Raw genomic sequence first — 21,852 nt, 5'->3', positions numbered from 1 at the left:
ACTCGTCTTTGCGAGCAACGCGAAGCAATCCAGAACTGAGCCTTATTGGAACTGTATTCTGGATTACTTCACTTCGTTCGCAAAGACGGGGGTTTATATGACCATTAAGACCTAAATTAATGTTCGGTGTTATATTACTCAGGGCTCAGATCGCTCCTATTATTGATCAATTGAATCAGATGGATCTGATTTATTGTTCACAGCATGGCCTGTTTTTTTTAATTTTGTTTCTTTTCTTTTTTCTTGCCAGCTTTCCAACAACACATAAAAAACTGGAACGAAAACCACTGCAAGGCAAGTTGACGCGATCATTCCACTCGATACAGCAATTCCGATAGATTTCCTCGCATTTGCTCCAGCGCCAGTAGCAAATACCAAGGGCATTACCCCCATTATGAAGGCAAAAGAGGTCATTAAAATGGGGCGAAAGCGAGTTTTAGCTCCAAGAACCGCAGATTCAAATATGGATTTATGATGGATTTGGCGCTGTTCGTGAGCTACTTCTACAATCAATATCGCGTTTTTGGTTGCGAGAGCAATTAAGAGCAATAAGCCTATTTGGGTGTACATATTGTTATCCATACCGAGACTGGATAAAGCCAATACGGTTCCAATCAATGTGAGTGGTACACTTAAAATGATAGAGGTGGGTATGAGCCAGTTTTCATATTGGCCAGAAAGGATTAAATAAACAAGAACCAATGATAAGGCAAAAATAAAATAGCTCATGTTTCCTGCTATTTTTTCCTGATATGCAGTACTGGTCCATTCATAAGACATGCCCGGTGGCAGTTGTTCCTTTGCGATCTGTTCCATGGTTTGAATTCCTTGCCCTGAGCTGAAACCTTTTGCCGCAATCCCATTAATGTTGCTTGAAGGATATAGGTTGTATAATGAAATGATCGCAGGCCCTACGGCTGGAGATACGTCCGTTAATGTTCCTAATGAGACCATAGATCCGGCCTCATTTTTTACATAATAATTTCTCAGATTTTCGGCTGTACCTCGTGAAGCGGCATCAGCTTGAACATAAACTGGAAATACCTGACCAAATTTTGTAAAAAGATTTACATAAGAGGAACCTAAATAAGTTTGTAATGTATCAAACGCGTCACCTACATGAACCCCCAAAGCCTCAGCCTTGGTACGATTAATAGGGGCTGAAACCTGTGGTACATTAGAGCGAAAAGAAGTCATAAGATTTTGCATCTGAGGTTCTTGGACGCCGTAATTGATAAAGCTGTCAGTAACCTGTTGAAGCTTGTTATAATCAAAAGTGCCATCTTGCAATTCAATCTGCATCTGAAACCCACCTGAAAGTCCTAATCCTTGGATAGAGGGCGGTATCACGACCATTACTTTTGCATCCAGTGTTTCTTTGGCAATCGCATTGAGTTTGGTGTAAAGTGCTAAAAGGTTCTCCGATTTTCCTCGTAAACTCCAATCTTTAAATATCAGATACATAACACCTGAATTTGCTAGGCTGGAATTGTTATCCAGTAGGGAGATACCATCAATTGCGATTACATTTTCAATGCCATCAATATGTGAAATTTTCTTTGTCAATTCGTTCAACACTGCATCTGTACGACCCAGACTGGCTCCATCGGGTAATTGCACACTTAACACGAGGTATCCTTGGTCTTCGATAGGAATGAAGCCAGTCGGTATACGCGTCAAACCAAAAATTGCCAAGGCTACTAAAAGGGCTCCAATCAGGCAAACAGGGCCACTATGATGTACCAATCGATTAATAAATTTTAGATAGGCAGCCTCTAAAGGATTGTAAATTCGATCAAATGTTCTAAAAACAATATTTTTAGGTTTCGATGTATCTACAGGTTTTAGCCATAGAGCACATTGAGTGGGTTTCAGGGTCATTGCATTGATAGCACTGATAAATGCTGTTGCCGCGATTACCAGAGCAAACTGAGCATACATGGCTCCAGTCAAACCCGGCATAAAACCTGCGGGGACAAAGACTGCCATAAGAACCATGGTTATGCCCAGAATTGGGCCAAAAAGCTCTTTCATGGCTTTTATTGATGCTTCTTTCGGAGGGACTCCATTTTCTATATGTTGCGTAACTCCTTCAACAATGACAATGGCATCATCTACGACAATACCTATCGCGAGTACCAGTCCAAAAAGCGTCAACAAGTTGATTGTGTATCCCAATAATAATAAGGCGAAAAAGGTACCAATAATAGTAACTGGTACTGTTGTTGCTGGTACCAGGGTTGCGCGAAAATTCTGTAAGAACACAACTATTACCAGTAAAACAAGTATGCCTGCTTCGATGAGCGTTTTATAAACCTCGGTAATGGATGCCTTGACAAACATGGTTGTATCGAAGGGAATATCATATTGTAAACCCGGGGGGAATTTTTTAGCCATTTTTTCTACGGTTTTTCTCACTTCACTGGCAACCTCAAGAGCATTGGCGCCGGGTAATTGATAAATACCAATAGCAGCGGTGGGTTTACCGTTAAATTTTGCAAGCTGACTGTAACTGGATGAACCTAATTCAACTCGTCCCACATCCCGTATCCGTACTATCTGAGCAGTACTGCTTGCCGACGCGTTAACATCTGGGGCGGTTGATATGGTTTTGATAATAATGTTGGCAAATTGATTGGGATCAGCGAGCTGACCAGGAACGTTCACTGTGAATTGATAGGATTGGTCTCCCACAGTTGGAGGAGCTCCCAGCTGACCGGCTGATACTTCTTTGTTTTGATAACTTATCGCATTGATAACATCACTTGGATTAAGGGAGTATGCCTGCATTTTTCCTGGATCAAGCCAGATACGCATTGCATAACTTCCAGATCCAAAGACCAGAACATTTCCAACGCCTGGTAATCGTGACAATTCATCCTGCATATTAATTTCAGCATAGCTGTCAAGAAAAACACCATCATATTCATTATTCTGTGAGGTTAAAGTAATGAATTGCAGAATGGCTGTGGACTTCTGTTGAACAAGTACCCCTTGCTTTTGTACGGCTTCCGGTAGTTGGGCCATCGCCGCTTGTACCCTGTTCTGAACAAGCACCTGGGCGTAATTAAGGTCTGTTCCAATCGCGAAGGTTACGATGAGATTATAATTACCACTATTAGTACTGGTTGATTGCATATACAGCATATCTTCCACGCCATTGACTTGCTGTTCAATAGGCAGGGCAACGGTACTAATCAGTGTTTTCGCGTCCGCACCTGGATAATTTGTAGTCACCTGAATAGTTGGTGGAACTATAGCGGGGTATTGAGATACCGGTAAAACATAAATCGCAATTAATCCTATAAAAACAAGGAAGAGAGCAATTACATTCGCCAGGACAGGACGTTCTATGAAAAATTTCGATATCATTTATGTTGCTACTCTCCCTGTATAACCCTGGTGATAAAAAAGGATAATGTGATTTTATCAAATCCGGTTATTTTAATTAGATCAATTGTTTTGCACTTTAGGCGTCACTTGATGGCTCGGTGTCGCATTTTGAAGTCCTGAAACAATGACATTGTCCTGGGCATCAACTCCTTTAAGGATCGCGCGCATTCCGTTATTTAAACTACCAATAACCACCCGTTTCAGCACTACATTATTATTTTTATCTACCACCAGCAGGTAGGGGCCTATTTGATCGTATTGGACTGAAGTATCCGGTACGGTTAATTTCTTAGACGGTTGGGAAATGGGAATCCGCACTTTAACAAAAAGTCCTGGAACCAGTTCAAATTGGTCATTAGCTAATAAAGCTCTGAATTCCATTGTACCTGTTGAAGAGTTCAAACCGGTATTCACAAAATCCATACTGCCTTTATGGGGAAAATCGGTCTCAGATTGCAGACCTACAAAAACTGGAATTTGAGTAATGTCAGTAGAGTTATATCCCTTCTTTCTTGCGGCTGTTCTTATTTTGATTAAATCTAATTCATTAAGATAAATATATACATATATAGGCTTAATCTGTTCGATAGTCGCGAGCTCAGTAGCTGTTCCATTCCCGACAAGGTTTCCGGGATCGACTAAATGACGCCCAATGCGACCATCAAATGGCGCATTCACATGGGTATAGCTGTAATTAATCGCTGCAATTTTGGCGTTGGCCTCAGCCTTATCAATTTCTGCTTTCACTTCATCTTTTTTGGATGCCCATTTTTCAACACTTTTTAAAGAAGTGGCATTTTGCTTATACATGAGTTGCTGACGTTCGTATTCTGTTTTGGCAAACGCATAGGCCGCTTTTTGTGCAGCCACTGTAGCTTCAGCGGCCTTTAGCTGTTCATAATAAGGCTCAGGTTCTATGACAAATAGTTCTTGTCCTTTTTTAACAAATGAACCGTCGACAAACTTCTGTGAGTCTAAATAGCCCTCGACTCGTGCAACCAAATCTACCGAGTTATAGGCAACGGTGTTTCCCGTTTGAGTGATGTATTCGGTGACTTCCATTAGTTTGGGTTTCTGGATGGCAACAACTGGCGGAGGAAGCCCGGGTTTGGCACTTTTATTATGTTGATGTGTCAACATGTAAATTACGAACAGTATTGCAACCGCAATTGCTGCTCTTTTTATAAGTTGAGTTTTTTTATCTGAATTCATAAACATTACCAGGTTGGTAGATAAAGTTGTTTTATTCTTTGCTTGTTTGTAGCTGGCTTTTGGTGATTCGATTGTTTTAACAAACTACCCCAATTGGTTCGTTCAGCCATTTCATTTTTTACCTGATTTGAAACAATATCATTACCATTTCGTATTTGCCAGCCTCCGCCGAGAGAACGATAAAGTGCTACCAAAGATTGAGACACATCACCTTTAGCATTGGTTAATGATGTCTGAACACGAAGTTGCTGCTGCTCCGCATTCAAGACTGTGGTGTAATCAGATTCTCCCTCTTTATAACGAACAATAGCTAATTTGGTAGATCTGATTGCTGAGCTATTCGCTCTTGAAAGTAAATATTCTGTTTTTTGCGATTCAATGTATTGGGTAATGTTATCCTGTACTTCCTGTTGAACCTTAAGTACGAGGTTCAGGTAGTTTAATAAGGACTGTTGAAATACAGCATCCTGAACTCGTACAGAGTTTGTAATTTGTCCGTAATTCAAGAATGGCCAGACAACTGAAGGACCTGCGGTAATCATTCGATTGGACCAGTTAAACAGATCGCTTATTGAAGAGCTGCCAATATTGTTGGAAGAAAATGAAAAAGTACCGTTTAGTGATAAAGAAGGGAAGAGGTTGGCTTTGATTGCTCCTATAGCCTCTGATTGAGCAATAGCCTCCATTCTGGCTTGATAAATATCAGGTCTGCGTGCAACTGCTTCTTTGGGTATGCCCACAGCAACTTTGGAAGACGCTTTAGGAATTCCATGGCTTTTTTGAAGCAGAGCATCTACCTCATTCGGAGTTGTTCCCAATAAAACTCCCAGATTGTCTTTTTGATGCTGTAATTGACTGACGTATTGTGGAAGTTTTGATTGTGTTTCAGCCAGCTCTGTCTCGGCTTGTTCGACATCCAGTAAACTCGTTTGTCCTCCTTTATACCGTGATTTTGCAATTCGTAGACTTGATGTCTGCACCTGGATGTTTGTTTTGGTTATTCGAATCAACTCTTCCTGAGTACGGATATTGATGAAGGTACTGGCAATATCTGCTGTAAGAGTCACTAGGGCTTGATCATAAGCGGCGAGCGAAGCCAGGAAAGCTGCATCATTAGAGAGTATGGCTCTGCGGTATTTTCCCCAAAAATCAAGTTCCCAACTTGCAGAAAAACCCAGTGAAGCAGTCAGGAAATCGGGAGGTAAAATAGATTGCAATTGGCTGCCACCAATTCGCCAGTAGGTATAACTCCCATTCAGAACTTGTTGTTGAGGATACAGCTCACCGACTGATTGAGCGAGTTGCGCTCTGGCTTGTAATACGCGTACTCCTGCTATTTGCAATGACAGATTGTTTCTGTACCCTTTCTGAATTAACGAAGTCAAAGTCTGATCATGAAACACCTTCCACCAGTTCGCATTTTGAATAGGGGTTTGTTTTAGTGCAGGGTTATTTTGCAGCCAATGATCGGCAATCTTTTTTTGAGGCTCTTTATAATTAGGTCCAACCATACAGGAACTAAGTAAAAAGCAAATGATTACTGTTAGAGTCCTCAACATAAGTTCCTGAATTTCCCTATATAATGATGGCTGCTGCCTAATTCAACTGGTGACAGTTTGTGGTTAAAGTCATTTATTAGATAGATAATAACGATGAATGTTCCTGGGAACAAGTCATTTTCATCACTGAATTTTGATTTGTCTCTAATTCAAAAAACTTATTTTTACCACTGTCTTAACATCGACAGTTTTGATCTAATCGATATGGCATTCTCAGAAGGTTTGGACACTTAAGGTGTAGTCTCAATGAAACCGAATTTAGTATCTTGAAAAAACTCCACCTCACCAGTCGAGATATCGTGATTGCCACCAATGATTCCACAGGCGCCAGTTTCAATTAGTTCTTTTAATATAGGGCTGCGCTCCATAACCGCATGTACAGTTTTGTGTACATTGATTGTTGTAACCTTTTCCACAAACTCCTCGTTACTTGAAGTCCGGTTCTCCACTACTGTTTTTTCAGCACTAACTGCAGGTTGGATTTTAGTTAACAGAGCGGTCAGATTGCCCATTTCTATGTGATCACATGCGCCTTTTATCGCTCCGCATTTTGTATGACCTAAAACCACAATAATCTTAGCTCCGGCTACTTTGCAGGCAAATTCCATACTGCCTAAAATATCTTCGTTGATAATCGTTCCCGCTATGCGTACGCTAAATACGTCACCTAAACCCTGGTCAAAAATCAGCTCAACTGAGGTTCGTGAATCAATACAGCTCAAAATGATTGCAAAGGGATGCTGTCCATCAGAGGTATCATTAGCTTGTTGCAACAGGTTACGATTAACTTTTAAGTTATTTATAAATCTTTTGTTACCTTCTTGTAATAAATGCAATGCAAGTTGAGGGGTAATAGCTTCTTGCATCTCTTTAGTTAATGTTTTCATTGTTCATTCTCCGTATACGGCTTGAGTGTTAGCTGGGTTCAATAAAATCAATAGTTATAACAGAACTATTGTTCAGGTTTGTGTTCTTTGAACGTATCAAATCTCCCACATAGTTCTTGTTTAACGTTAATTGAACATTTTTTAGAGTTTGAAGTATCTAATTTTATGGATGTGATTCACTATCCTTATAAAGGGCATCTGGGGTATGGCTCCAAATGGTTTTAACCTCCTTAACTGCTGAACGAATGGTTTCATCAGATTGTAATCCACCTTCAAGATAAGCTAGCCCTTGAAGGAGCCAATCTGCCAATTCTGGTTGAGCCAATTGATAAAACACCAGGTTACCTTCTTTGCGCTGTTTGACTACTTTATGCGCTCTAAGTGTGGATAGATGTTGTGATACAACAGAGTGACTTGTTCCCAAAATGGCTTGTAGGCTATTGACATTATGTTCACCTGTATGCAATTCCTCGATAATTCTTATCCGGTGTTGATGTGCTATAGCGCTTAAAAACTCTGCCATTTTTTCTGAAATTAGTTTTCTAGAGGGCATAGTAAGTTCCTGTGTATGCATATTAGTATATTTTAATATACTAATTTAACTATGCAACTCAATTTTAAAACATTATGTTGATGTTTCTTGTTGATAATGTTTCAACAGTCAAGTGAGTTGCAGCGAGTTGGTTTTTACCGCATATCCAGCCCAAACTGGCAATGAACTATATATGCTTCAGAACATTTTAGTTATATTCAAATTGAGATCTTGATTCTTTTATTGTTTTACTTTCAGTACCTAGCTTCGCATTTTGTCGAACCTCTTCGGTTCGAACCCTTCCGGGAAATGAAGTTTTATTCTTGTTTAGTAGGTTTTCGATTGGGATTTGATTACAGAGTGCCAATAAGTGATGGAGTGCCACTTGATGAGTAAGGATAGATTCGTCATTCGCTTTCGCTCATTCTTCACCGATTTGCGGCGCTAAAGCGCGTCCAAAATACTTCGCCGCGCTTTGCGCTCTACGCTTCGTATTTTGTCGAACCTCTTCGGTTCGAACCCTTCCGGGAAATGAAGTTTTATTCTTGTGCAGTGGGTTTTCGATTGGGATTTGATTACTTATTTAGTAATGGCGCGCCCGGAAGGATTCGAACCTCCGACCCTTTGGTTCGTAGCCAAATACTCTATCCAACTGAGCTACGGGCGCGTTGATTGGCGGAGAGAGAGGGATTCGAACCCTCGATGGGATTTCTCCCATACTCCCTTAGCAGGGGAGCGCCTTCGACCACTCGGCCATCTCTCCAATCAATGGTTGCGGAGTATATCAGGTATTTTGACGTCGTCAATAACTCTTTAGTTTTTAGTAAAGAAATTTATGAGGAAGCATGCAAAATAGGCTTTATGCTCATCAAGATCGCATGGCATATTTTTTTACAAAAATCTGTGTTATTACATATACATCACTAATTATGGTGTCTGAAATCATGTGGTATATTAAATTCCTTGAACAATTGGCAACAACTATTTGTGCTTCTGATGCAAGTGCCGCAGTCGTCTTCATTAACCAACTAATGACATTAGTTAAAAAGGAAATTTTTGGAGATGAAGACCTTGAACCGTTATTTGTCCTGGGCTTGATAAAAGATTTGTTTAAATATTCAAAAAACACCAAGGATAAAGACATCACCTTAGCGGAATTTGCTCAAAAATGTATGGGTTTAGTTATTCTTCATGCTAAAAGCTCCGATGATGAATCCATATACTGTATTGATTTCATTGATATTTTAAAGGACAAAACAATATTCAACGCACTTAATATCAATAAAGATTTGGCTGTATTAAGGCAAGAGTGTCTTGATGGTAAACGAAAAAGCGAATCGATATTACCCAGTTCAGAATTAAAAACGGTTAATGATTACATTGCCAATAGAGTACAACTCACTACCTACACCCAAAATTACATGCTTAAACTCTTTGAAAGAAAATCTTTCAATGACCTGAAGTATGTAGTTAAAGTTGATCTTGGATATTCAGTGCATGTATTAACTGTGTTATTGAATCAACAAAAAAATCCTTATCCAGTATTAAAAAGTCTGCATTCTTTTTTGTTGCCTTTAAAAGATAAAGACAAGCGATTTGACTTATTGATACGTTCTGTTGAAAAGGAAATTAATACCATGGAACAGTCGGAGAAGAGTTCGATACGATGCACTTTATCACGAGTTTTTAATCAGTCCGCAGTAACAAAGCGCTCTCGATCATTTAATTCAGAAAGTGATAACAAGGAAAATCATTGTTTAAAATCTATAAATGTAAATAACTAAAGTTTATTTGAAATTATAGCGCAGGAGCTGATTAATATTTTAATAAATATAATGACAAGAACCCAATTAATTCCAAATCAATAATTGATTTTTCTTATAATAATCAATGAAAAATTTCCAAATTTAAAGGATTACTGCTAATCTTTGTGTCTATTAATTTAAGTAAATACCTGTAATTCAGGCCCGGATAAGGAGGACTAATGAAACAGCAGTCGAATTTAAGTGGTCGAGATGTATACGTGGTTGATGGGAGTCGAACTCCGTTTCTCAAAGCTAAAGGGATTGGTTCATTTACAGGCTCTGATCTGGCTGTAGCTGCCGGAATGACCTTATTGAACAGACAACCTTTTTCACCATCGGATTTGGATGAAGTCATTATTGGTAGTGCCATGCCCGGACCCGATGAAGCAAATATAGCTCGTGTAGTTGCATTACGGTTGGGATGTGGTGAGAAAGTTCCTGCCTTTACTGTCATGAGAAATTGTGCTTCCGGAATGCAGGCTCTCGATAATGCTGCGATGCAAATTGCCAGCGGTCGAAGTCATTTGGTATTAGCCGGGGGCACAGAGGCCATGAGTCATGCTCCTTTACTCTTCAATCAAAAAATGGCTGGCTGGCTAGCAAATTGGTATTCAGCAAAAAGTTTGGGGCAAAAAGCGGGTTTGATTACTCAGTTTAGACTGTCGTATTTAGCTCCTGTGATTGCGTTGCTCAGAGGATTAACGGATCCTATTGTCGGTCTCAATATGGGACAAACTGCTGAAAAAGTTGCTTACAGATTTAATATTACTCGAGAGCAAATGGATGCGTTTGCTGTTCAAAGTCATCTAAAACTGGCGAACGCTTATTCTGAAAATAGAATGTCTGAAGTGATGCCAATTATTGACTATAAAGGTAAAGTTTACCCACAGGATGATGGAATTCGGGCTGATTCGACTGTTGAAAAATTAGCTCAACTAAAACCATTTTTTGATAGAAAATATGGCATGGTCACTGCGGGAAACAGCTCTCAAATAACCGATGGAGCCTGTTTACTGTTACTGGCAAGTGCTGATGCAGTTAAAAAATATAATTTAAAGGTTCTCGGCAAAATTGTGGATTCTCAGTGGTCTGCTTTAGATCCATCGCAAATGGGTTTGGGACCAGTTCATGCGGTTACACCTATATTGGTACGGCAAAAATTAAAACCTCAGGATATTGATTGCTGGGAAATAAACGAAGCTTTTGCAGCGCAGGTTTTAGGATGTGTGGCGGCATGGAATGATGAAGACTACTGCAAAACTCAACTGGGATTGAGTGAAGCGATTGGTGGTCCATCAATGGATAAATTGAATCGTGAAGGTGGTGCTATAGCTGCAGGTCATCCTATTGGAGCCAGTGGAGCTCGGATCGTTTTGCATACTTTAAAATCCATGGAACAAAGAAATGAGTCCAGAGGTATGGCTTCCATATGCATTGGCGGTGGTCAGGGTGGTGCTATGTATCTTGAACGAGTGACTGAGGTGAAAGGACATGAATAATTACAAACATTGGGATCTTCAACGCGATAAAGATGCCATTTTATGGCTAGGCATCAATAGAAAAGATACCGCCGTTAACAGCATTAATGAAGAAGTTTTGGATGAATTAAATAGCCTTTTACAAGAAATAGCCCAGGATAAAAAGGCTATCGGGTTGGTTATTTATTCATTAAAAGATAAAGGCTTTATTGCTGGTGCTGATGTTAACGCATTCTCTCAGTTTGAAAATGCTGCCCAGGCTGTAGATTTTTTACAAAAAGGTCAGGCTGTATTTTCTCGATTACAAAATCTGGCAATTCCTACCGTTGCCATGATTGATGGTTTTTGTATGGGTGGTGGATTTGAATTAGCTCTTGCGTGTACCTACCGCATCGCAACAGATGAACAAGATACACGTATCGGTTTGCCTGAAGTGATGTTAGGCATACATCCAGGCTGGGGAGGAACCGTCAGATTACCTCAGTTAATTGGTGGTTTTAAAGCATTGTCACAAGTGATCCTCACCGGCAGTGGAATATCCTCTTCTCGGGCTAAAAGTTTGGGAATGGTTGATGAGGTAGTTCCTGTCCGACAATTGAAAAGAGCCGCAGTGTACTTTATCAAGATTAAACCTCTCAAACATAAACCTTCCTTTATTGATGGTTTAACGAACAGTTCCTGGTTGAGAAAACCTATTGCATATTTGCTACGTTATAATGTTGCGAAACGTGTTCGTAAAGAACATTATCCAGCGCCATATGCTGTCATTGATCTTTGGGAGAAAGAGGGTGGTTTTGGCGACAGGGCTTATTTAAAAGAAGCAGACTCAGTAGAGCAACTCGTTTCCAATGGTGATACCTCTAAAAACTTGATTCGTGCGTTTCATTTGCGTGAACGGTTAAAAGGTTTTTCCAAGAACAGTAATTTCAAAGCAAAGCACGTTCATGTTATAGGTGCTGGAGTCATGGGTGGTGATATTGCTGCCTGGTGTGCATTACGTGGTATTCATGTTACTTTGCAAGATAAAACTTATGCACAAATTGCGCCTGCGATTGGAAGAGCTCATGCATTATATAAGAAAAAGTTACGCAAGCCCCGTTTGATTCAAGCTGCAATGGATAATTTGATTCCCGATCCTGAAGGGCATGGCGTTGCCAAAGCAGATGTCATCATTGAGGCGGTTTTTGAGAATTTAGCTGTAAAACAGGACATTATGAAATCTGTTGAGAAGGCTGCCAAGAAAGATGCCATTCTTGCTACGAATACATCCAGTATTCCATTGGATGAAATTAGTGCTGTAATGGCTGATCCCAAAAGGCTGGTAGGAATACACTTCTTTAATCCCGTTGCTAAAATGGATCTGGTTGAAATAGTGAGCAGTTCAACCACAGCTAAAAAGGTAGAGCATAACTCCTGTGCATTTGTTGGTCAAATCGGGAAATTACCATTACCTGTCAAATCAAGTCCTGGCTTTTTGGTCAACAGAGTACTCATGCCTTATTTAATGGAATGTGTCCAACTCTTGGATGAGGGATATAGCGCAGAAACCATTGATGAAGCCGCTCTTGAATTTGGTATGTTCATGGGGCCTGTTGAACTCGCTGATACTGTTGGTATGGATGTTTGCCTCGCAGTAGCTGAAAATCTAACCAGTCATTTTGGTGGATCTGTTCCTCAGAAATTACGTGATATGGTTAAAGCAGGTAAACTGGGTCGTAAAACAGGAGAAGGGTTTTATCGCTATAAGAAAGGTAAAGCAGTTAAAAAACGTCCTGGTTCGAAAATTGATAAAACCATTGCAGACAGATTGATCCTGAGAATGGTAAATGAGTCTGCGGCCTGTTTACGTGAGGGTGTTGTGGCAGATTCTGATTTGCTTGACGCGGGAATGATCTTTGCCACTGGCTTTGCTCCATTTCGTGGTGGTCCAATGAACTATGCTAATGATTTTGGCAAAGATAAATTGGAAACTTTATTTAAAACATTTGAATCTAAATTTGGTGAACGCTTTAAAGTGGATACCAGTTTGTAATCTTAAAGGCAAAGCATTTTTGCTTTGCCTTGCTGTGTTACACAATTCCACGAACAAATCTGGTTAAGAGTAGCCAATGTTGAACAAAAAATTTATATCAATAATTTTTTCTCTTATCGCTCTATCAGGTAACAGTTCAAACGCCGAAACTTTTGTTTTGCCTGCGGCAGGAGATGTAGTAGGTCAAATTCAATATTCTTACTCAAAGATTGATGAATCTATTGATGAGGTTGGGCGACGATTTAACGTAGGGTATTATGAAATGGTTCGAGCCAATCCATTAGCGGATCCGGTTCACTCATTACCTGAACATACTCGTTTAATCATTCCATCACAATATATTCTTCCTGATGTTCCCCGAAGAGGTATCGTTATTAATCTTGCTGAATATCGCTTGTATTATTTTCCTGATGATGAAAATGTAGTCATTACTTTTCCTGTTGGGATAGGAAAAGAAGGGTGGAATACCCCATTAGGGCTTACCCGAATTACAAGTAAAGTGGTTAATCCGATCTGGAGGCCTACCGCAAAAGTACGAGCCGCTGCAGAAGAGATTGGTGCTCCATTACCAGAATTATTTCCTGCTGGAGCTGACAATCCTCTTGGAAAACATGTTCTACGACTCGGATGGCCCACGTTTCTTATACATGGGACAAACAGAGCTGATGGAGTCGGAGCGAGAGTCAGTGCCGGATGCATCCGTATGTTGCCAGCAGATATTGAGCATCTTTATGAGCTGGTCTCGATAGGCACACCAGTTCGAGTGATTAATGAGCCCGTGAAGATTGGAACTCTGGATGGCATGATATACATTCAAGTCCAACCCCCTTTAAAGGGGCAAGCAAATTCAAGCCTCAAGCGTCTCACTGAAGCGCTATTAATAAAAAATAATCAGCTTCAATTGAGTACTAATCAAGTAATTCAGAATGAGCTTTCAAAACCTACTGGAATCGTGAAGCAAATCAGCAGGGGGTAGTAACCTGTTCCTATTTGTATTCGTCATCTCGAACGCAGTGAGAGATCTCCTAAAACTCGCACGGTGGCTGTATTTGGAGATCTCTCACTGCGTTCGAGATGACGGAATTTTGGTCGTTATTGATAAATTACATGAAAGAATCATTAAATTTATTGATTATGAAGAGATAGCGGTTTTTGATTTGGTTAGACTTAATAAATAAAAGCCTCCAGCAGCCAATATAAATCCACCAAGGATATCTACGGGGTAATGCCAGCCTAAAAGGACACATGAAGTAATTAATAGGACATTAATTATTAATAGAATAATCCAAGGGATCATCCATTCTTTAAGTAAATAAACACAAAATATGGCCCAGATGGTATGGAATGAAGGTAAAGCGATTAATCCTCCTTCGTTTGTTGACGGATTAATATGATTGTGAATTTGATAAAATTTATATCCTGTAGCTGTCTGTTCAGGCAAAAACAATGAACTGGAAATAATGCTTGCGGGAGCAGTAGTTGGAAAGAAGTAATAAAATGCAAAACCAATAATCGCAGTGACGAGTAACAGAAAATAATAGTCCCTAAGAAGATAAAATCTTCCAGACGCAATGATAATTAAGGGAATGATACTCATTTGATAGTGAATGCTATTGTATATAACGTTCAGTAGGTACTTAAACCATGGGTAAGTATTTGTCCATTCCAATATCCGAACCATATTAATATTTAGTTTGGATTCAAAACGTACTATATACAGATCAATAGGAGAAAACGGTGTTAGTTGAACTGCATTTGTAGCAAGGGCGATAAGACACATTACGCCAAAAAAATAGAGTAACTCTTTACCAGAATTAGTTGCCCTGGTATTTGTTCCAAAGAATAAAATCAATCCGAAATAATTAATAAATAGAATTAAGGCAAGAAGAGGCGTGTCTTCCGGGAAATAATTATTCCCCGGAAATTTAAAATAAAAGCTGTTAATAAGCAATACGCTTAATGACAAGCTTATTATTAAACCCAAGAGAATCGGTAAGTATCGACTCGCATTATTCTGCATGGTTAAATGCTATTCTACTGAATTTAATAGTTCTTTCTGTTTGATTGCGTGGAAAATCTCTTCTCTATGTATATTAATGGTTCTTGGGGCTTCAACTCCAAACTTAATATTACCATGCTCTTGGGTTTTGAAAGCAAGAATTTTTACAACAGTATCTCCAATGCGTATTATTAGCGGTTCTTCAAATTGAAGAGATATAATATCCATTAAAAAAACCTCATTATTTTATAATTAGTTATGTATTAAGGTTAACTGTAAATCTTTGCCTTTTGATATGTGGACGGTAACCTAATTCAGGGATGCTTGTCACTATAAATTCTTCCAAAATTAAAGAAATAATTCCACTTTAGAATTTTAAGAAAACAAGTGATTTTTAAAAGAGCACAATATTGCCTTCAGGAACACTTTAAGCGCGATATTGAACAATGATCTGTTTTAATTGTAACTAATATCTAAACCAGTTATAATTGGCAGCTTTTTAAAACCTTGCCTTACTGGTTCTAATCAGAATTAGAAGGCTTTAATCCACAAGGAGAAACCATGAGACATTACGAAATTATGTTTCTTGTGCACCCAGATCAAAGCGAACAAGTACCAGCGATGGTTGAGCGCTATGAAGGGATCATAAGCAAGCACAATGGCATTATTCACCGCAAAGAAGACTTAGGTCGTCGGCAATTAGCATACCCTATAAATGATGTACATAAAGCCCACTATATTCTGTTGAATATAGAATGTAATCTGGAAGCGCTGGAAGAAATTAAAAATGCATTTAAATTTAACGATGCTATTTTAAGAAATTTAATCACTGTTCAAAAACAAGCGATTACAAGTGAATCCGTGTTGATGAAGAAAGAAAAAGAAACCAGAACAGCTTAAGAGGAGAACATCTATGTCAGCTTATTTCCGTAGAAAAAAAATGTGCCGCTTCAGTGCTGAAGGTGGAAATGAAATTGATTATAAAGACATTAATTTATTAAAAAATTATATTTCTGAAACAGGCAAGATAGTACCCAGTCGAATCACAGGTACTCAAACTCGTTTTCAAAGACAATTAGCCAAAGCAATCAAGCATGCCCGATTTATTGGTTTATTGCCTTATTGTGACAGCCATAGATAATATAATGATGCGTGCAGGCAATTTTATAATTAGACAAAGTAAAATATTGCTCGAGAATAAACAGCAGGCGATAATGTTTGCTGTTATTTTCTCTATATTGCCATTTGCTTCCTGGCTATCCGTAGCTTTAGTATCTCTAGTTACTTTGAGAAAGGGAGTAAAACCTGGCTTTGAAGTAATGTTACCTGCGCTTGTAGTTCATTCTGTTCCGTTGATGATGCTGGTGCCCGTACAAAGTGCTTTAATAAATACCCTGATAACTTATATACCCTGTTTTATTGCCGCGTTGACGCTACGCGCAACAACCAGTTGGCAATCAGTATTTGGGATGTTTTTTATACAGGCTTTTATTGGTTTTGTAAGCCTTCAGTTTATAGCTCCAGATTTTGTTGTTGACCAATACAATCAGTTTAAACATCTATTGGATCAATTTCAGGAATACAATCAAGTTGTTAACAACAGTACAGATGGCTTGAGTTCATTTATTTTGGCTCAATTATTTTTTGGCTTGCAAATTCTAAGCGTGATTTTCTCCGCAGTGATCTCCTTATTATTTGCACGCTCAATTCAATCAAAATTATTTTTGCCGGAAGGATTTAAAACAGAAATACTGGAGTTTCGAAGTGGCAGATTGGCCTTTTTACTAATGGTTATAGTATCAATCGCATGCTATTTTGAAGTATCTTATGCGATTAATTTATTACCGCTTGTTCTTGGTTATTTTTTGTTATCCGGTTTTTCTTTGGCATATTTTGCTTTTGCACGCAAACGACAGGTTAGAGTTGTTATTTTATTATTATTAATAATTTTATTAAAACCAGCTTTTGTCCTGTTTGCCTATATAGTTTTTGGCGCATTGGATAGTTTATTTAATTTTAGATTATATCTCCCAGCTAGGGTGAGAGAATCAACTTAAGGGGTTATTAAGATGGAAGTAATCTTATTAGAAAAAGTACGCAACCTGGGAAATCTGGGTGATAAAGTAAACGTAAAGTCAGGTTATGGCCGTAATTATTTGATTCCACAAAATAAAGCAGTATTTGCTACAGCTAAAAGTATTGAGTTATTTGAGAAGCGACGTGCAGAACTTGAGAAAAAAGCGCAACAAGCTTTGGCTTTAGCAGAGCAACGTGCTTCAAAATTAAATGATATTACTTTAGTTATTAGCGCTATGGCGAGTGATGAAGGTAAATTATATGGTTCAGTTGGTGTTAATGAGATTAAAGATGCCTTAGTGGAAAAAGCAATCGAAATCAGTAAGCGTGAGATTGTAATGCCTGAAGGACCATTGCACTCTATTGGTAATTACGTTGTTGAAGTACACGTTCACAGTGATGTAATTGCTAATTTACAACTTGAAATTATACCATCCAAATAATTGTCATTAATAAGACAATACTTTCATAGTGTTACGTCGTCTTTATAGTATTCAAATCTAACTTGTGCAGTGTAACTGCACAAGTTTTTTTTAATCCCCGTATTTATTATGATGTTTTTTTCTACATAGTCGCCTCTTTGTTTCCATCTAATATCTTTTTTTTACAATTGGGTGTGACTTTTTAAATAAATGTGTATATAATTAAGGCATGTTAACTCTAGGCGTATGAATCATGTCAAAACTAAATGACAAAAAATTTAACGAAAAACTATCTGAACTACGCAATGTGATATCAGATATTAATCGAGAAGGTCTTCAGGTGAGTGCTGTCAATGCTGAAAAGCTTTTAAAGCTTACTACACGATATTCAGCGTTATCCTTATATTTCGATCGATACGAACTAACTCAAGTGCAACGAAGAGAGTTGCGCGAAGCTAGAAAAAGCTATCCCAAAGCAGAGCGCAGTCCTTTGAAACGAAATATACGTGATCGTATGCAAGAAAAAGACGTCGCTGATCAAAAGGTTAAAGTTGAAATAGCAGCTCGTGAAAATAAAGAAGCAGAAGCAAGGGAAACTGTAAAATCATTTTTTCCATCAGTACGACTTGCTGCAGAAAAAGTGCTTCAAGCGAATACTACAACCATCGAACCTTTGCTTGAAAGCTACAGATTATTGGCTGCTGAGCTGCGTAAGGCAATTGATTTATTACCTAAAACAGAGCGTGCCGAACAGACCAGAACACTAAGTTCTATTGCTGAACAAGTGAATGTACATAAAGAAAAAATAGATGAGCAGGATCGTCAGGTTCGTAGCCAAATTGAACAGGCCATCAAGAAAGCACGAGAAACTGTTTCAGGAATGACGGTTCAGGATATGGTTGTTAGTCTTATAGGTGGTGCTTCTAAACAAGAACTGTCAAGTTTACTGGAAAGTACGCGCATGCAAGCGATTACTGGTGGAACTGGTGCTGGTACTTTAGTTGTAGCAGATATGCCTATAAAAGCACAATCCGAACTGGTTCGAGTGCTAATGTCTGAATTAGCCAAAACCAAAACTAGCAAAACAGGTCCTTTAGGACAAATAATTAAAGCAATGGAAAAAGACGTCAATGCACTCATGAGTGGTGAGAAAACGCACCTATCCATACTTTATGATAATGGTAAAGGTAATGTTGGAAGTGTTCATATTGACATTCGTGACTTCATCAGATCTCCGCAATCAACTCTTAACAGTCTTTTCTTCCATTTATACAAACAAGGCGTAAGTGGAGATAGCGGTTTGGTTATGTCAGTTACATCTCCTGCTGAAGTTGGAGCATTGTTGCAACTCCAGGGATTCGAAATGCAAAGTGTGCCAGCAATAGAGAACCTGGAAGCGTTAACTGCTCTAGTGATTCAAAATGCGAATAATCCACAAGCACTTTCTCGTATTATGAACAGAACTGTAACTGAAAATGCTTTATCTGCATCGCTGAGTCAAACTCTACAGGCAGCAAAAGGCAGACCAGGCTTCAATCCTCAGGAAGTAATCAGTTTCATTGGATCTATGGCTGTCATGTTAGAAGCCGGTAAATTACTTGTTACTACTCCATCTAAACAGCAGCAACGTGAATTAGGATTGACAGGACTTACTAATACCATACAAGGTTCTATTCAATATGTTCAGATTTCCTCACCTCAAACAGCTGCCGTTACGACTTCAATAGTACCAATGATAGCACCTTCCAAGCCAGATAATGTTGTAGTGAGTATTCCTCCAGTACTTAGTGAAAAGAAACAACCGGCAGAGCCGAAAATTGATCTATCAAAAGAACACGCTCAATTTAACACATTATTAGATGATTTGAAGGCCATTCATGCTAAATTGGATAAGAAATTCAAAAGCGGTAACACAAAATATGAAATTGCAGCTAAGTTAGCTGATTTAACACACACCAATATTAAACATTTTGGTGAGCAGTTTTTTGCTAATCCCAATAAAGAGACGCTAAAAACATTAAATCAGATGACTAATTATTTTGTTAAACAACTTGATCCAGTGTTAAAAGAGCATCGAGGAAATTCTTTTGTACATGCTCTTGTTGCGGCTCTAAAAGGTATCATGGGCGTTGTTGCGGCATTGACTGTTATACCTGCGTTGGTTGTTGAGGCTACAACTAAGAAAGGATATACAGGAACCTTCTTCTCAACTCCCGAGACTGCTTCTGCAAAAGCATTTAAACCTGTTGAAGAGGGTTTATTACAACAGGAAGATGAGATTGAGAAAAAGATGCAAGGTCCGAAATAACATCTGATAGACTAAAAAAGTTCGATTTTTTAATTCTGATTAAAAATTCGAACTTTTTTTATTTGTTGTAATTTCTCGATAACCCAGGGATTTTCGTCATCCTGAGCGTAGTGAAGGATCTCCAAATGCAGGAACAGAGCCACGTTCAGGAGATCCCTCATTGCATTCGGGATGACGTATCCTTTGAGATTCTCGTCATCCTGAACGCAGTGAAGGATCTCCAAATGCAGGCACAGCACCACGTTCAGGAGATCCCTCATTGCATTCGGGATGACGTTTCCTTTGGGATTTTCGACATCCTGAACTTAGTGAAGGATCTCCAAATGCAGGCCAGCGCCACGTTCGGGAGATCCCTCATTGCATTCGGGATGACGTATCCTTTGGGATTTTCGTCATCCTGAATGTAGTGAAGGATCTCTAAATGCAGGCACAGCACTACGTTCAGGAGATCCCACATTGCATTCGGGATGACGTTTTCTTTAACTTGTTGAATGTGTAAACAATCAATTCGTCGTCTAGACTGGCTTCCACTTGATATTACATCCAAGACTGGGTTTTTGGGCAAAATTAAATGGCTTGTTTGCCAGCAGACACTCCAGTGCCATTCGAATAGAATCGCCAGTTACCGGAATAGTATTACCTGGCCTTGAATCATCCAGTTGCCCTCTGTACACCAAAGACAGATTCTTATCAAATACAAAAAAGTCAGGTGTGCATGCCGCATGATACGCCATAGCAACTTCCTGAGTTTCATCATAAAGATAAGGAAATGGATACTGTTCTGTTTTTGCTGTAGTGATCATATGTTCAGGTGAATCATCGGGATAGTTTTCGACATCATTCGAGTTTATGGCTAAAAAGCGAACTCCTTTAGATCGATAATCATTGGCTAAACGCGTTAATTCGGAATTGATATGTTTTACATAGGGACAATGATTACATATAAACATAATCACTGAAGCTTTGTAGTCTGGTGATTGGTCAAACTTGACATGTTTGCCAGTAGATACATCTAATAACTCAAAGTTAGGTGCCACTGTTCCCAAGGCCAGCATGGTTGATTCTGTTCGGCTCATAATGTTTCCAGATTAAAAAAAAATTAACTTATATAATGCAATTAATGAAAATATGGTATTGAGTATTGCCCAGATATACGAAGCGAATTGACCTCTATATGCACTATAATAGGCATAAATCGCGACAAAAGAACTTCCTGAAAAAAAAATCCATTGATTGTTAAAAGCAAACCCAAACGAAAGGAGGGCGATGCCAATAATACCAATTAATAATAAAAAAATATTTTCTTTACCAATCATTAAATAAAAAATAAATAATTGGAGACATAAAAATATTGGAAGCGCAAATTGAGTATTGGGTCCAATTCCCAGCAATATTGCAGAATGACCTGCTGCCAGTATTAATTCTAAAGCAACGAAATATACCAGCCTGAAATGGATCGCGGTAAATAGTAAGATCAGGGAGCCAAAAATATAGTAGGGCTGCGGGTAATTCTGATTGTGCCCATACAATATAATCAGCGCTCCTATTATTCCTGATGTGATGTAGTGATAATCATAGTTTATTTTAGACACTGATCACCATTTTAAATAAATACCTTTAGCTACCGAATCCTGGATTACTTCATTTTGAGTTTTATTAGAAGAAATCCAATAGTTTCCCATATTACTCAGTGCAAATCTGACTCTTGGATACTGACAGACGTCAAGTACATCGCGACAATCCACTGTAGTGGTATTTTCTTCTATATGTTTATAACATTTAAAATTTAAATTTTTAACATCAGAGGCAAAAGCGGCCCAATTCAGAGGTTCTAGAGTTGCCTGCAAAGGTGGACTCATAAATACATCACCGGTTTCATGACGTTCTAATTCAATTTTAGCGTCTGATCTGTTCTGAATTAAGTAATAGGATTGTTCACCTGATTCATTCAAAATCAAAAAATTTTGTTGGTATCCGAAACCAGATACTTCACATCCTCGTGGAAAAGTAGAAACAGCCTGAGCTGAATTGATAATTAATAAGGATATCAGTAGTATTTTATTAATTTGATTAAATAATGTCATAATTTCCTCTAGAAACAAACTTTAGTTGCTATTTTAATCATAATATAGCCAAAGTCTATCCTGGA

20 protein-coding genes and 2 tRNA genes are annotated in these 21,852 nt (G+C 38.7%); 10 read left to right on the top strand and 12 right to left on the bottom strand.

Annotated elements, in window-relative coordinates:
- Nucleotides 1-159: 159 nt before the first annotated feature.
- The 7 genes from Lqua_RS06235 to Lqua_RS06205 form a co-directional block, all read right to left on the bottom strand.
- Nucleotides 160-3,372 (bottom strand): efflux RND transporter permease subunit, encoded by a 3,213-nt coding sequence (locus Lqua_RS06235; protein WP_058473413.1) that lies wholly within the window; start codon nt 3,370-3,372, stop codon nt 160-162.
- 81 nt (nt 3,373-3,453) lie between these two features.
- Nucleotides 3,454-4,605, bottom strand: coding sequence for an efflux RND transporter periplasmic adaptor subunit (locus Lqua_RS06230; RefSeq protein ID WP_058473412.1), 1,152 nt, complete (start codon nt 4,603-4,605; stop codon nt 3,454-3,456).
- Between the two features lie 5 nt (nt 4,606-4,610).
- Nucleotides 4,611-6,164 carry an efflux transporter outer membrane subunit gene (locus tag Lqua_RS06225; RefSeq protein WP_058473411.1) on the bottom strand — a complete coding sequence of 518 codons (1,554 nt, stop codon included), beginning with the start codon at nt 6,162-6,164 and terminating at the stop codon, nt 4,611-4,613.
- A gap of 230 nt (nt 6,165-6,394) precedes the next feature.
- On the bottom strand, nt 6,395-7,051 hold the full coding sequence (locus Lqua_RS06220) for a carbonic anhydrase family protein (protein WP_058473410.1): 657 nt from the start codon (nt 7,049-7,051) through the stop codon (nt 6,395-6,397).
- A gap of 163 nt (nt 7,052-7,214) precedes the next feature.
- Complete coding sequence (locus Lqua_RS06215; RefSeq protein WP_058473409.1) at nt 7,215-7,604, bottom strand: ArsR/SmtB family transcription factor; 390 nt, start codon at nt 7,602-7,604, stop codon at nt 7,215-7,217.
- A gap of 569 nt (nt 7,605-8,173) precedes the next feature.
- A tRNA-Arg gene (locus tag Lqua_RS06210) sits at nt 8,174-8,250 on the bottom strand.
- Between the two features lie 6 nt (nt 8,251-8,256).
- Nucleotides 8,257-8,346 (bottom strand) — tRNA-Ser (locus Lqua_RS06205).
- 181 nt (nt 8,347-8,527) lie between these two features.
- Between Lqua_RS06205 and Lqua_RS06200 the strand changes: the two genes are divergently transcribed.
- The 4 genes from Lqua_RS06200 to Lqua_RS06185 all read left to right on the top strand — a co-directional run bounded on the left by Lqua_RS06200 (nt 8,528) and on the right by Lqua_RS06185 (nt 13,874).
- The gene (locus Lqua_RS06200) at nt 8,528-9,367 is read left to right on the top strand and encodes a hypothetical protein (RefSeq protein ID WP_133141056.1); all 840 of its coding nucleotides are present in this window, start codon (nt 8,528-8,530) and stop codon (nt 9,365-9,367) included.
- A 200-nt stretch (nt 9,368-9,567) separates the two neighbouring features.
- Nucleotides 9,568-10,887, top strand: a complete 1,320-nt coding sequence (locus Lqua_RS06195) for an acetyl-CoA C-acetyltransferase (RefSeq protein ID WP_058473407.1) — start codon at nt 9,568-9,570, stop codon at nt 10,885-10,887.
- Nucleotides 10,880-12,898 carry a 3-hydroxyacyl-CoA dehydrogenase NAD-binding domain-containing protein gene (locus Lqua_RS06190; RefSeq protein ID WP_058473406.1) on the top strand — a complete coding sequence of 673 codons (2,019 nt, stop codon included), beginning with the start codon at nt 10,880-10,882 and terminating at the stop codon, nt 12,896-12,898. Before Lqua_RS06195 ends, Lqua_RS06190 begins: the two co-directional genes overlap by 8 nt.
- Nucleotides 12,899-12,974: 76 nt before the next feature.
- A complete protein-coding gene (locus Lqua_RS06185; protein WP_058473405.1) occupies nt 12,975-13,874 on the top strand; it encodes a L,D-transpeptidase family protein in 900 nt (299 codons plus the stop codon).
- Between the two features lie 156 nt (nt 13,875-14,030).
- Here the strand turns inward: Lqua_RS06185 and Lqua_RS06180 are convergent, their stop codons facing one another.
- Together Lqua_RS06180 and Lqua_RS06175 are read right to left on the bottom strand one after the other, a co-directional pair.
- The gene (locus Lqua_RS06180; protein ID WP_058473404.1) at nt 14,031-14,918 is read right to left on the bottom strand and encodes a phosphatase PAP2 family protein; all 888 of its coding nucleotides are present in this window, start codon (nt 14,916-14,918) and stop codon (nt 14,031-14,033) included.
- A gap of 9 nt (nt 14,919-14,927) precedes the next feature.
- Complete coding sequence (locus Lqua_RS06175; protein ID WP_058473403.1) at nt 14,928-15,125, bottom strand: carbon storage regulator; 198 nt, start codon at nt 15,123-15,125, stop codon at nt 14,928-14,930.
- 333 nt (nt 15,126-15,458) lie between these two features.
- Here Lqua_RS06175 and rpsF point away from each other — a divergent pair, with 333 nt between their 5' ends.
- The 6 genes from rpsF to Lqua_RS06145 all read left to right on the top strand — a co-directional run bounded on the left by rpsF (nt 15,459) and on the right by Lqua_RS06145 (nt 20,104).
- Nucleotides 15,459-15,797: a 30S ribosomal protein S6 gene (gene rpsF / locus Lqua_RS06170; protein ID WP_028384723.1), complete on the top strand. Its 339-nt coding sequence runs from the start codon at nt 15,459-15,461 to the stop codon at nt 15,795-15,797.
- 13 nt (nt 15,798-15,810) lie between these two features.
- On the top strand, nt 15,811-16,038 hold the full coding sequence (rpsR, locus tag Lqua_RS06165; RefSeq protein WP_018578206.1) for a 30S ribosomal protein S18: 228 nt from the start codon (nt 15,811-15,813) through the stop codon (nt 16,036-16,038).
- A gap of 4 nt (nt 16,039-16,042) precedes the next feature.
- On the top strand, nt 16,043-16,954 hold the full coding sequence (locus tag Lqua_RS06160) for a hypothetical protein (protein ID WP_083501272.1): 912 nt from the start codon (nt 16,043-16,045) through the stop codon (nt 16,952-16,954).
- A gap of 12 nt (nt 16,955-16,966) precedes the next feature.
- Nucleotides 16,967-17,416, top strand: coding sequence for a 50S ribosomal protein L9 (gene rplI, locus Lqua_RS06155; RefSeq protein ID WP_058473402.1), 450 nt, complete (start codon nt 16,967-16,969; stop codon nt 17,414-17,416).
- A gap of 232 nt (nt 17,417-17,648) precedes the next feature.
- Nucleotides 17,649-19,703, top strand: coding sequence for a hypothetical protein (locus Lqua_RS06150; protein WP_058473401.1), 2,055 nt, complete (start codon nt 17,649-17,651; stop codon nt 19,701-19,703).
- Nucleotides 19,704-19,828: 125 nt separating this feature from the next.
- Nucleotides 19,829-20,104: a hypothetical protein gene (locus tag Lqua_RS06145; RefSeq protein WP_058473400.1), complete on the top strand. Its 276-nt coding sequence runs from the start codon at nt 19,829-19,831 to the stop codon at nt 20,102-20,104.
- Nucleotides 20,105-20,218: 114 nt separating this feature from the next.
- Here the strand turns inward: Lqua_RS06145 and Lqua_RS06140 are convergent, their stop codons facing one another.
- From Lqua_RS06140 to Lqua_RS06130, 3 genes are read right to left on the bottom strand one after another with little or no spacing between them, the layout of a single operon-like run.
- Nucleotides 20,219-20,779: a thioredoxin family protein gene (locus Lqua_RS06140; protein ID WP_058473399.1), complete on the bottom strand. Its 561-nt coding sequence runs from the start codon at nt 20,777-20,779 to the stop codon at nt 20,219-20,221.
- A gap of 12 nt (nt 20,780-20,791) precedes the next feature.
- Nucleotides 20,792-21,295 carry a hypothetical protein gene (locus tag Lqua_RS06135; RefSeq protein ID WP_058473398.1) on the bottom strand — a complete coding sequence of 168 codons (504 nt, stop codon included), beginning with the start codon at nt 21,293-21,295 and terminating at the stop codon, nt 20,792-20,794.
- 3 nt (nt 21,296-21,298) lie between these two features.
- Entirely contained in the window at nt 21,299-21,787 is a 489-nt protein-coding gene (locus Lqua_RS06130; RefSeq protein WP_058473397.1) for a hypothetical protein, read from the bottom strand.
- Between the last annotated feature and the right edge of the window lie 65 nt (nt 21,788-21,852).

It is taken from the genome of Legionella quateirensis (genome assembly GCF_001467955.1).
Taxonomy (GTDB): Bacteria; Pseudomonadota; Gammaproteobacteria; order Legionellales; family Legionellaceae; genus Legionella; species Legionella quateirensis.
This window is presented reverse-complemented; position numbering and strand designations above follow the sequence as displayed.

Coding starts and splice junctions, on each gene's coding strand:
- Lqua_RS06160 (WP_083501272.1), top strand. CDS start 16,043: ATGATGCGTGCAGGCAATTTTATAATTAGACAAAGTAAAATATTGCTC.
- Lqua_RS06230 (WP_058473412.1), bottom strand. CDS start 4,605: ATGAATTCAGATAAAAAAACTCAACTTATAAAAAGAGCAGCAATTGCG.
- Lqua_RS06150 (WP_058473401.1), top strand. CDS start 17,649: ATGTCAAAACTAAATGACAAAAAATTTAACGAAAAACTATCTGAACTA.
- Lqua_RS06215 (WP_058473409.1), bottom strand. CDS start 7,604: ATGCCCTCTAGAAAACTAATTTCAGAAAAAATGGCAGAGTTTTTAAGC.
- Lqua_RS06200 (WP_133141056.1), top strand. CDS start 8,528: ATGTGGTATATTAAATTCCTTGAACAATTGGCAACAACTATTTGTGCT.
- Lqua_RS06130 (WP_058473397.1), bottom strand. CDS start 21,787: ATGACATTATTTAATCAAATTAATAAAATACTACTGATATCCTTATTA.
- Lqua_RS06195 (WP_058473407.1), top strand. CDS start 9,568: ATGAAACAGCAGTCGAATTTAAGTGGTCGAGATGTATACGTGGTTGAT.
- Lqua_RS06175 (WP_058473403.1), bottom strand. CDS start 15,125: ATGGATATTATATCTCTTCAATTTGAAGAACCGCTAATAATACGCATT.
- rplI (WP_058473402.1), top strand. CDS start 16,967: ATGGAAGTAATCTTATTAGAAAAAGTACGCAACCTGGGAAATCTGGGT.
- Lqua_RS06225 (WP_058473411.1), bottom strand. CDS start 6,164: ATGTTGAGGACTCTAACAGTAATCATTTGCTTTTTACTTAGTTCCTGT.
- Lqua_RS06190 (WP_058473406.1), top strand. CDS start 10,880: ATGAATAATTACAAACATTGGGATCTTCAACGCGATAAAGATGCCATT.
- Lqua_RS06220 (WP_058473410.1), bottom strand. CDS start 7,051: ATGAAAACATTAACTAAAGAGATGCAAGAAGCTATTACCCCTCAACTT.
- rpsR (WP_018578206.1), top strand. CDS start 15,811: ATGTCAGCTTATTTCCGTAGAAAAAAAATGTGCCGCTTCAGTGCTGAA.
- Lqua_RS06180 (WP_058473404.1), bottom strand. CDS start 14,918: ATGCAGAATAATGCGAGTCGATACTTACCGATTCTCTTGGGTTTAATA.
- Lqua_RS06235 (WP_058473413.1), bottom strand. CDS start 3,372: ATGATATCGAAATTTTTCATAGAACGTCCTGTCCTGGCGAATGTAATT.
- Lqua_RS06145 (WP_058473400.1), top strand. CDS start 19,829: ATGCAGGAACAGAGCCACGTTCAGGAGATCCCTCATTGCATTCGGGAT.
- Lqua_RS06185 (WP_058473405.1), top strand. CDS start 12,975: ATGTTGAACAAAAAATTTATATCAATAATTTTTTCTCTTATCGCTCTA.
- Lqua_RS06140 (WP_058473399.1), bottom strand. CDS start 20,779: ATGAGCCGAACAGAATCAACCATGCTGGCCTTGGGAACAGTGGCACCT.
- rpsF (WP_028384723.1), top strand. CDS start 15,459: ATGAGACATTACGAAATTATGTTTCTTGTGCACCCAGATCAAAGCGAA.